The organism is Argonema antarcticum A004/B2 (genome assembly GCF_023333585.1).
Taxonomy (GTDB): domain Bacteria; phylum Cyanobacteriota; class Cyanobacteriia; order Cyanobacteriales; family Aerosakkonemataceae; genus Argonema; species Argonema antarcticum.
In genome coordinates this window covers 1-8316 of the sequence record NZ_JAIQZN010000169.1, presented here as the reverse complement: position 1 = coordinate 8316, position 8316 = coordinate 1, and the positions used below count along the sequence as shown (strand labels likewise).

Annotated in this window: 10 protein-coding genes; 1 reads left to right on the top strand and 9 read right to left on the bottom strand. The window is 43.6% G+C overall.

The window, feature by feature from the left end:
* Positions 1 to 291: 291 nt before the first annotated feature.
* The 8 genes from LAY57_RS34235 to LAY57_RS34200 all read right to left on the bottom strand — a co-directional run bounded on the left by LAY57_RS34235 (position 292) and on the right by LAY57_RS34200 (position 6729).
* On the bottom strand, positions 292 to 1059 hold the full coding sequence (locus LAY57_RS34235; protein ID WP_249071720.1) for a YebC/PmpR family DNA-binding transcriptional regulator: 768 nt from the start codon (positions 1057 to 1059) through the stop codon (positions 292 to 294).
* 228 nt (positions 1060 to 1287) lie between these two features.
* Complete coding sequence (locus LAY57_RS34230; RefSeq protein WP_249071718.1) at positions 1288 to 2367, bottom strand: DUF3474 domain-containing protein; 1080 nt, start codon at positions 2365 to 2367, stop codon at positions 1288 to 1290.
* 376 nt (positions 2368 to 2743) lie between these two features.
* A complete protein-coding gene (locus tag LAY57_RS34225) occupies positions 2744 to 3322 on the bottom strand; it encodes a Uma2 family endonuclease (RefSeq protein WP_249071717.1) in 579 nt (192 codons plus the stop codon).
* A gap of 35 nt (positions 3323 to 3357) precedes the next feature.
* Entirely contained in the window at positions 3358 to 3936 is a 579-nt protein-coding gene (locus LAY57_RS34220; RefSeq protein ID WP_249071715.1) for a Uma2 family endonuclease, read from the bottom strand.
* 35 nt (positions 3937 to 3971) lie between these two features.
* Positions 3972 to 4550 carry a Uma2 family endonuclease gene (locus tag LAY57_RS34215; RefSeq protein ID WP_249071712.1) on the bottom strand — a complete coding sequence of 193 codons (579 nt, stop codon included), beginning with the start codon at positions 4548 to 4550 and terminating at the stop codon, positions 3972 to 3974.
* A 21-nt stretch (positions 4551 to 4571) separates the two neighbouring features.
* The gene (locus tag LAY57_RS34210; RefSeq protein ID WP_249071708.1) at positions 4572 to 5612 is read right to left on the bottom strand and encodes a glucokinase; all 1041 of its coding nucleotides are present in this window, start codon (positions 5610 to 5612) and stop codon (positions 4572 to 4574) included.
* Between the two features lie 135 nt (positions 5613 to 5747).
* The gene (locus LAY57_RS34205) at positions 5748 to 6395 is read right to left on the bottom strand and encodes a histidine phosphatase family protein (RefSeq protein ID WP_249071706.1); all 648 of its coding nucleotides are present in this window, start codon (positions 6393 to 6395) and stop codon (positions 5748 to 5750) included.
* Between the two features lie 178 nt (positions 6396 to 6573).
* Entirely contained in the window at positions 6574 to 6729 is a 156-nt protein-coding gene (locus tag LAY57_RS34200) for an addiction module protein (protein ID WP_249071703.1), read from the bottom strand.
* A gap of 54 nt (positions 6730 to 6783) precedes the next feature.
* Here LAY57_RS34200 and LAY57_RS34195 point away from each other — a divergent pair, with 54 nt between their 5' ends.
* Positions 6784 to 7002 carry a hypothetical protein gene (locus LAY57_RS34195; RefSeq protein ID WP_249071702.1) on the top strand — a complete coding sequence of 73 codons (219 nt, stop codon included), beginning with the start codon at positions 6784 to 6786 and terminating at the stop codon, positions 7000 to 7002.
* Positions 7003 to 7032: 30 nt separating this feature from the next.
* Here LAY57_RS34195 and LAY57_RS34190 read toward each other — a convergent pair whose 3' ends face one another.
* Complete coding sequence (locus LAY57_RS34190; protein WP_249071700.1) at positions 7033 to 8064, bottom strand: endonuclease NucS domain-containing protein; 1032 nt, start codon at positions 8062 to 8064, stop codon at positions 7033 to 7035.
* Positions 8065 to 8316 lie beyond the last annotated feature (252 nt).

Sequence of the window (8316 nt, the reverse complement as noted above, 5' to 3'; positions counted from 1 at the left end):
CTCCTTGTCCCCCTTGTCCCCCTTGTCCCCCTTGTCCTCCTTGTCCCCTACATCACCAACGGGTTTTGACCACACCCAGTCCACTGAGCGTGGACTTGAGCTATTAGCCCGGAGATTTAAACCCCTAGCGGGCTTTCGAGAAAGGTGCAAGATGTGAATAAATCTACGGGCTAAAAGCTGATCCCAAAAATCTTATTTATCTGTGTTACCTACAGAAAATCTGCATCTTCATCTGTGTTCATCTGTGTTCATCTGTGGTTAAAAATCCGAAAATATTACTTTTCGGATCGGCTAAGCCATACTCAGGGACATCAACTCATCTGCCATCTCGAAGTTAGCCGTGACGTTTTGGACATCATCCAACTCTTCCAAGGCATCCATTAATTTTAGGAGCGATCGGGCCTGCATTGGATCTGTAACTTCCAGGGTATTGCCGGGAATCCAACGCAATTCTGACTCGCTGACTGCAAAACCCTTTTCCTTTAAGGTTTTGCTGAGGTTTTCCAGGTTGGCGACATCGGTAAACACCTCTGCACCCTCACCTTCCTCCTCATCTGTCGTCAACTCGTAGGAATCGGCCCCACCTTCGAGGGATGCCTCCAACAGGGCATCTTCATCAACCGAACCGCTGATAATGCAAACGCCTTTTTGGTCAAACATCCAGCCAACACAGCCGGTTTCACCGAGATTCCCGCCGTATTTGCTCAAAGCTTCTCGCAGTTCGGCTGCTGTGCGATTGCGATTATCTGTGAGGGCTTCTATAACGATCGCGACGCCACCGGGGCCATAACCCTCGTAGCGGATCGCTGACCAACTATCGCCATCGCCTCTATTACCAGCACCTTTTGCGATCGCTCTAGAGATGTTCTCGTTGGGAATTCCAGCTGCTTTCGCCTTGTCGATCGCGGTACGCAGCTGAAAATTTGCCTCCGGGTCTGGCAGCCCCGTGCGTGCAGCCACAATCATTTGCCGCGAAATTTTGGCGAAAATTTTACCCTTGACAGCATCCACTCTTGCCTTCTGTCGCTTGATGTTCGCCCACTTACTGTGTCCAGCCATAGACGCAATTTCAGACAAATACAACTAATGTCTTAGATCCAATCTAACAGCATAGCGAGATTGGCCTGTCTGTAGATCTTTTGCTGTTCTAAGCACGACGAATTGAAGCTCAATCCAGAGAAGCAGTAAGTAGATGGGCATAATTAAACGTAAAACTCCAGGCCATTAGAAACCGGGTTTCTGGGTGTTCAGTTTATTTATGCCCACCTACTTATCAGCTGTGTAAGTTTAAACTTTTTTCAGATCTTGTTTTGAGCGGTAGTAAACTATTGCGCCCGTATCTGAAACAAAATGGCAGGTAAGATACGATCGCACAAAAGAACGCAGGATTGACTCACCAGATTCTCGATAGTAATCCCCCAAAATCGGTTTTAGCGCCTCAGTAGCCGTCTTCAAATGATAGTGGGGAATGCTCAGAAACAGGTGATGAGCTACATGAGTGCCGATATTGTGGTGAATATTATTGATCAACCCATAATTGCGGTCAATTGTAGACAAGGCACCTTTGAGAAAATACCAGTCTTTGCCGCGATACCAGGGGATATCCGATTCTGTATGGTGCAGAAAAGTTACCAAATCCAGCCACATTACAAAAACCACATACGGGCCGAAATAGTATTTCAGCAGAAACAACCAGCCATATTGATAGGTTAAGTAGCCCAAAAAGCCTACCATCAATGTCCAGCATACAGTGCTGGTAATTACATCCCATTTTTCTGTCGGTCGAAACAGAGGACTATTAGGAAGAAAGTGGGAGCCTTTTTTTCCAGGAGAACGTTTAAACAGATATAGCGGATAGGCAATCAGCAACACCTCAAAGCGGAACAGTTTTTCATACCAAGGCATCTGCCGATATTGGCTTTCGGTCACGGGATACCAGCTTTCATCGGTATCGATATTGCCAGTATTTTGATGGTGAGTTCTGTGGCTGATGCGCCAGCCGTGGAAAGGAACGAGTATGGGAGTATGAGCTAAATGTCCAATCCAATTATTCAGCGATTTGCTTTTAGAAAATGAACCGTGACCGCAGTCGTGTCCCACCACAAACAATGCCCAAAACATGGTTCCTTGCATTAGCCAGAATACAGGCCAGAACCACCAGGAGTCCAGGTAATGAGCTACTGCATAGAGAAGGCTAATTACAGATACATCCAGAAAAAAGTAGGAAAGTGATTTCCAGGCAGATGGCTGAAAACATTCGGGGGGAATCGCAGATTTCAATTGCTGAAGGGTAAATGGGAGTTCAGCCCCATCTTCGGAAGATTCTGCTTTTGGAGAAGCGTTTAACTTGACTAAGTTGGATGGCACGAAGTTTTAGATTTTCCTGGACTTTAGATAAATGGCATTATTCTATAGTTAGGCAATTATTGCAACAATAGGCAACAAAGCTGATTAGTCAACAGTAAAGTTGCTGGGAACTGGTATTAAAAAACCACAATATTACTACGGTTGATTTGTTGGCAGATTGTATGGTATTAGGCGATCGCTACGGCACGAGTGAGCCTGGTAGCATAGACAATACCGAAATCGGTCAAACCCTTACTGTTCAAAGATTTCGGTAGCCGTGTCAGCCGATTCATCTGCTTACCCTTCGGGAAGGATGAGCCTACATCCTTGTTGATCTGCTTTCATCTGCGGTAAAAACTCAGAGATTCGTATTTTTGCAATAAGTCTAAGAATCGCTCTATCCCCAGACAATTTGCATATTAAGAACAAAACCAGGTAAGATATCTTCTCCCGATAATTCTGTCGGAGATTCCAGCACTTCTACAGCTTGTCCTTGTCGATAAATTTCAACTAGGCGTGTTTTTCGGTTAATTAACCAACCGAGTTTTACTTCGTTCTCCATATATTCTTGCATTTTAGCTTGCGTTTCTTTTAAAGTATCAGTCGGTGACATTAACTCTAAAACAAAATCTGGTGCAATTGGCGGAAATTTCTCTCTTTCTTCGGATGTAAGTGCATTCCATCTATCTTGTCTTATCCAAGAAACATCGGGAGACCGATCGGCCCCGTTTGGTAGTTTGAAACAAGTTGAGGAATCGAATAATTTTCCCAGCTTAGTTTGTCGATTCCAAATAACGAAATCTCCCGCTATTTCAATATTGCGGTTTCCAGTTTCTCCACCTGTAGGCGGCATAACAATTAGTTCTCCTAGCTCGTTGCGTTCAAATTTAACATCAGGATTTGACCGACAAAGTTGATAAAATTGGTCGTCGGTTAGTTTGATAATAGGATTCAAGTTTACGGTCACGGCAGTCATAGGTGTTTTGGCGATTGCTAATGTTTAATTTCACCTTATCCCCAAACAATTTCCATATTGAGGACAAAACCAGGTAAGATATCTTCTCCCGATAATTCTGTCGGAGATTCCAGTACTTCTACAGCTTGTCCTTGTCGATAAATTTCTACTCTGCGTGTTTTTCTATTAATTAACCAACCGAGTTTCACTTCGTTCTCCATATATTCTTGCATTTTAGCTTGCGTTTCTTTTAAAGTATCAGTCGGTGACATTAACTCTAAAACAAAATCTGGTGCAATTGGCGGAAATTTCTCTCTTTCTTCGGATGTAAGTGCATTCCATCTATCTTGTCTTATCCAAGAAACATCGGGAGACCGATCGGCCCCATTGGGCAGTTTGAAACAAGTTGAAGAATCGAATACTTCACCGAGTTTAGTTTGGCGATTCCAAATTCCGAAATCAACAATAATTCCAGCATTACATCTTCCAGTTTCTCCACCTGTAGGCGGCATAACAATTAGTTCTCCTAGCTCGTTGCGTTCCAATTTAACATCAGGATTTGACCGACAAAGTTGATAAAATTGGTCGTCGGTTAGTTTGATAATAGGATTCAAGTTTACGGTCACGGCAGTCATAGGTGTTTTGGCGATTGCTAATGTTTAATTTCACCTTATCCCCAAACAATTTCCATATTGAGGACAAAACCAGGTAAGATATCTTCTCCCGATAATTCTGTCGGAGATTCCAGTACTTCTACAGCTTGTCCTTGTCGATAAATTTCAACTCTGCGTGTTTTTCTGTTAATTAACCAACCGAGTTTTACTTCGTTCTTCATATATTCTTGCATTTTAGCTTGCGTTTCTTTTAAAGTATCAGTCGGTGACATTAACTCTAAAACAAAATCTGGTGCAATTGGCGGAAATTTCTCTCTTTCTTCGGGTGTAAGTGCATCCCATCTATCTTGTCTTATCCAAGAAACATCGGGGGAGCGATCGGCCCCATTGGGCAGTTTGAAACAAGTTGAAGAATCGAATACTTCACCTAGTTTAGTTTGGCGATTCCAAATCACAAAATCAGCATTCATTTCTGAATTACGTTTTCCAGTTTCTCCACCTGTAGGCGGCATAACAATTAGTTCTCCTAGCTCGTTGCGTTCCAATTTAACATCGGGATTTGACCGACAAAGTTGATAAAATTGGTCGTCGGTTAGTTTGATAACGGGATTCAAGTTTACGGTCACGGCAGTCATAGGTTTCTCGCGTTGTTTCCTTTACAATCTGGCAGCGAAAATGGCAGCACCGATCAGTCCTACTTGCGGATTCAAAATTATATGTAACGGCACTTTTTGGAGTAGCGAGCGCATTCTTCCTTTATTGGTAAAAGCGTGAATAAAACTTCCTTCTAGCATCAGCGGTAAATTTTTGGCAGCGATCCCACCGGCAATATAAAGACCGCCATAAGGTAGAAGTTTAAGAGCGAGATTACCTGCTTCTGCACCGTAGGCTTCTACAAACATTTCCATCGTCTGTTCCGAGAGGCGATCGCTTTTTGCTAAAGCCGCTTTGGAAATGACAGCTGCTGGATCGACCGTCTTCTCAGTCTGTCCAGCTTCTTGTTCCCAAGTTCTAATCATCTCCCCGATTTCTGGCGATTCAGATCCAATTTTCCGATCTCTTGAAAACTGGTAAATCGCCACAATACCTTGACCGGAAATAACTCTCTCGACGGAAATTCGGTCAATATTATGCTTATCTCGCAGATATTTTAATAGCTCGAATTCTAACTCCGATCGTGGTGCAAAATCAGCGTGTCCGCCTTCCGAACTAAAAACCTGATAGCTGTCTCCGTTGGGGATTAAAAATCCTTGTCCCAATCCCGTCCCAGCACCAATTACGGCGATGGGGGCGTCTGGCTGAGGTTTGCCAATTTGCAAGGTGTGCAAGTCTGATTCAGCTAGTCCCAGAACTCCATAACCAACGGCGGCAAAGTCGTTGATGAGACTGATGGATGCTATTCCCAGTTCTTCTTCCAAACGTTTGGTGTCGAGTGACCAAACCAGATTAGTCAGTTTTGCGGTATTGTTGACAACAGGGCCTGCGATCGCAAAACAAGCCTTTTGCGGTACGGGCGTATAGCCCAAATGCTCGGTAGCCGCCCCAAGAAATTCCTCCACTATGGGCACCAAATCTCGATAGTCGCGACTGGAATAAGTCGCCTCATCCAAGCTATACATCGATCCCTCTGCTGGCTGTTCAACCAATCGCAGAATAGTCTTGGTGCCGCCGATATCCCCTGCCAATAACAATGTCATAAATGTAGTGGGAACGGATTACTTTTTCAGTTTCGCTCAAGTCGGAGGTATCCCCGACCCTGCTTACTCAAACCAAACGATCGTAGAACCGTTTTGGTACTGCCGATATCCTCTGCCAGAAATAAATCGAGTGATTTAATGGAACCGGATAACTTTCTCTGTTTGGTTCAAATGAGAAGTATCCCCGTTGAGTTCCATCACCCATTCTCGATCGCTACGGACGATTTTGACCAAACAGCACAGGGTCGCGTTGATTTCCGGTTCGGTTGTGACACCCAGCAATCCCATTGTCGTACCGATCACCGATGCGCCATGCCCCACCAGCAGGATGCTTTCTGGAAACTCATCTGCAAGGCGTCTAGCAGTTTCACCGGAGCGTTGCATTGCTTTTTCCCCTGTTTCGGGATATTCAGCCGCAACGCCTCTGGGTGCGTGCGAGAGGTCAATTCTAGGAAATTGCTCGTGCAATTGTGCCAGGGAGAGTTTTTCTGGATTCGATTCCATCCACTTAGGATTTAACCATTCGCTCAATCCCGGTTCGAGTTTGATTGGCAAATCCAGCGCTTCTGCCACTTGGTTGGCGGTTTGCACGGTTCGCAGAAAGGGGGAAGCGAAGATATGGGCGATGTTTTCTGCTTTGAGACGTTGCCCCAGTTGATATGCTTGGATGACGCCATCATCGGAAAGGGGAGGATCGTAGCGGCGTTCTGCGCTTAAGAACCAATCGGGGTTTACGAAGTCGAGACGGTTGCCGTGGCGGGCGATCCAAACTGTTTGGGACATGATCCAATTTTAGATTTTAGATTTAGGGTTGCGATCGCTAACTAAGCAGAAGTTTCGGTATCCTCTAAGTAGTGGGCATAATTAAACGTAAAACTGCTAGCCCAAGAAACCCGGTTTCTCCAAGAAACCGGGTTTCTGGATGTTCAGTTTATTTACGCCTACCTACTTATAATTAATCTTAGTGTAGTCCACTCATCTGTTCCACAATGTCGTGCGGCACTGGTAAGCACGGTCTGATTTCACGACTTAGTGACTGAACGATCGCTTCCACTAATAATAGGCGATCGCTTACCGATAATTTGGATGCCTCGTTCGTTAGTTCTTGCAAATTCATGCTTTTTCCTTTCCTCATTTTAACTCAATACTAACATTAAGTGAGAGTCTGGTTATGAAAACACATCGTTTAGAAACGACTTTAACCGAGAATGGTACTCTAACCTTAAGTGATTTGCCTTTTCAAGTCGGTGATGCTGTTGAGGTTATTGTTTTAGAACGTCATCCCCATCACCCGGAATCAAATCCCTATCCTTTGCGTGGGAAGCAACCCTACCGCTATGACGATCCAACTGAGCCTGTAGCTTTGGAAGATTGGGAAGTGCTGCAATGATTATACTAGATACTCACATCTGGATTATTTTTAAAGTCTTTTAAGCCATTCGGTTAAAGCTAGTTCGACTAAAAAATTAATACAATCTATATCACCCAAAGGAGGATATACATCTTCTTCTGTACCCAAATATAAACGGATGTATTGTTCAATGCTCCAATACTGATTAGCAGAATGAGAACGAGACTCCTTTGGTTTGTAGGCAACATAGGAATATTGATCGATATGACTAAGAAATGAATTTCTGGGAAACGATTTACTCGAAATTATCATTCTACCGATTCTGTTAAAGCTATTAATTTTATTTAAATCCGGCGAAATGGGCAGCCATAAAATTAGGCGTGGAATGATTAAATTCTTTCTATATGTAGATTTTTTGCCCATGATTTCAGCACATGGTTTACTCTTTCCTTTACCATAGCTAATACTTCCTGATTCAACTTCTTCTTGCATTCGTTTATCAAAGGTAAGTATTTTTTGCCGCATACGCAATAACAATTGACTATCAGCATCTGAAAATTTAGATAAGAGATTAAGAAGCGCTCTGGGAGGCCCAGGTATATTATCATAATTACTTTCTCTTTCCTGATAAGAAATCTCTACTTGCCAAACTTTATTACTATCCACATCCTTTAACTGTAAATAAAACTTTTCCCCATCTGCAAAAATTTGAAACTGTAAAAATTGTACAGACAGGTGGTTATACTTCCTATCTGTAAAGTTATCTCTATGAAAACTTGGTGCGATCGCAATTAACCCAATAGGTTGCTCATAGTCCACTTCCTCATTAAAAGGCATCTCCTCCCGCAAAGCATGATAATAACGAGTGAGCTGCTGAACAACATATCGATCTTCAACATTTTTCAACTCCAGCACCACTAACTGTTTATTCTCACCCAGTGCTAAGATGTCACAAAATTGACCCTTAACGGTGTGTTGCCGTTTCAGAGGCGTTAATCCGAAGATCTGAGTTAAATTAGCCCAAACGAAATCTTCTAGGGCGGCTTCATTCTCAAATTCCCAGCCTGTCCCAGTTTTCCTTAAATTGACGTAACTTATCATATTGCCCCTGTTTGGTGAACTTTGCTATCTTAGTATTCCCGCATAAAAACTTGATTTAACTTCATGGTGCGAAACATAGAGATTCGCATCCTCACCCAGGGGGACTTTGCTTGTATATAGGGATTTGCGCTTGGATGAGGGACAGGATTTTTGGCGTACTCTCCCACTCTCTCACTCTCCCACTCTCCCACTCTCCCACTCTCCCACTCTCCCACTCTCCCACTCTCCCACTCTCCCACTCTCCCACTCTCC

Bases quoted from the DNA above. Each gene is read 5' to 3' on its own strand.
- LAY57_RS34235 (WP_249071720.1), bottom strand. From the start codon at position 1,059: ATGGCTGGACACAGTAAGTGGGCGAACATCAAGCGACAGAAGGCAAGA.
- LAY57_RS34225 (WP_249071717.1), bottom strand. From the start codon at position 3,322: ATGACTGCCGTGACCGTAAACTTGAATCCTATTATCAAACTAACCGAC.
- LAY57_RS34220 (WP_249071715.1), bottom strand. From the start codon at position 3,936: ATGACTGCCGTGACCGTAAACTTGAATCCTATTATCAAACTAACCGAC.
- LAY57_RS34215 (WP_249071712.1), bottom strand. From the start codon at position 4,550: ATGACTGCCGTGACCGTAAACTTGAATCCCGTTATCAAACTAACCGAC.
- LAY57_RS34210 (WP_249071708.1), bottom strand. From the start codon at position 5,612: ATGACATTGTTATTGGCAGGGGATATCGGCGGCACCAAGACTATTCTG.
- LAY57_RS34205 (WP_249071706.1), bottom strand. From the start codon at position 6,395: ATGTCCCAAACAGTTTGGATCGCCCGCCACGGCAACCGTCTCGACTTC.
- LAY57_RS34200 (WP_249071703.1), bottom strand. From the start codon at position 6,729: ATGAATTTGCAAGAACTAACGAACGAGGCATCCAAATTATCGGTAAGC.
- LAY57_RS34195 (WP_249071702.1), top strand. From the start codon at position 6,784: ATGAAAACACATCGTTTAGAAACGACTTTAACCGAGAATGGTACTCTA.
- LAY57_RS34190 (WP_249071700.1), bottom strand. From the start codon at position 8,064: ATGATAAGTTACGTCAATTTAAGGAAAACTGGGACAGGCTGGGAATTT.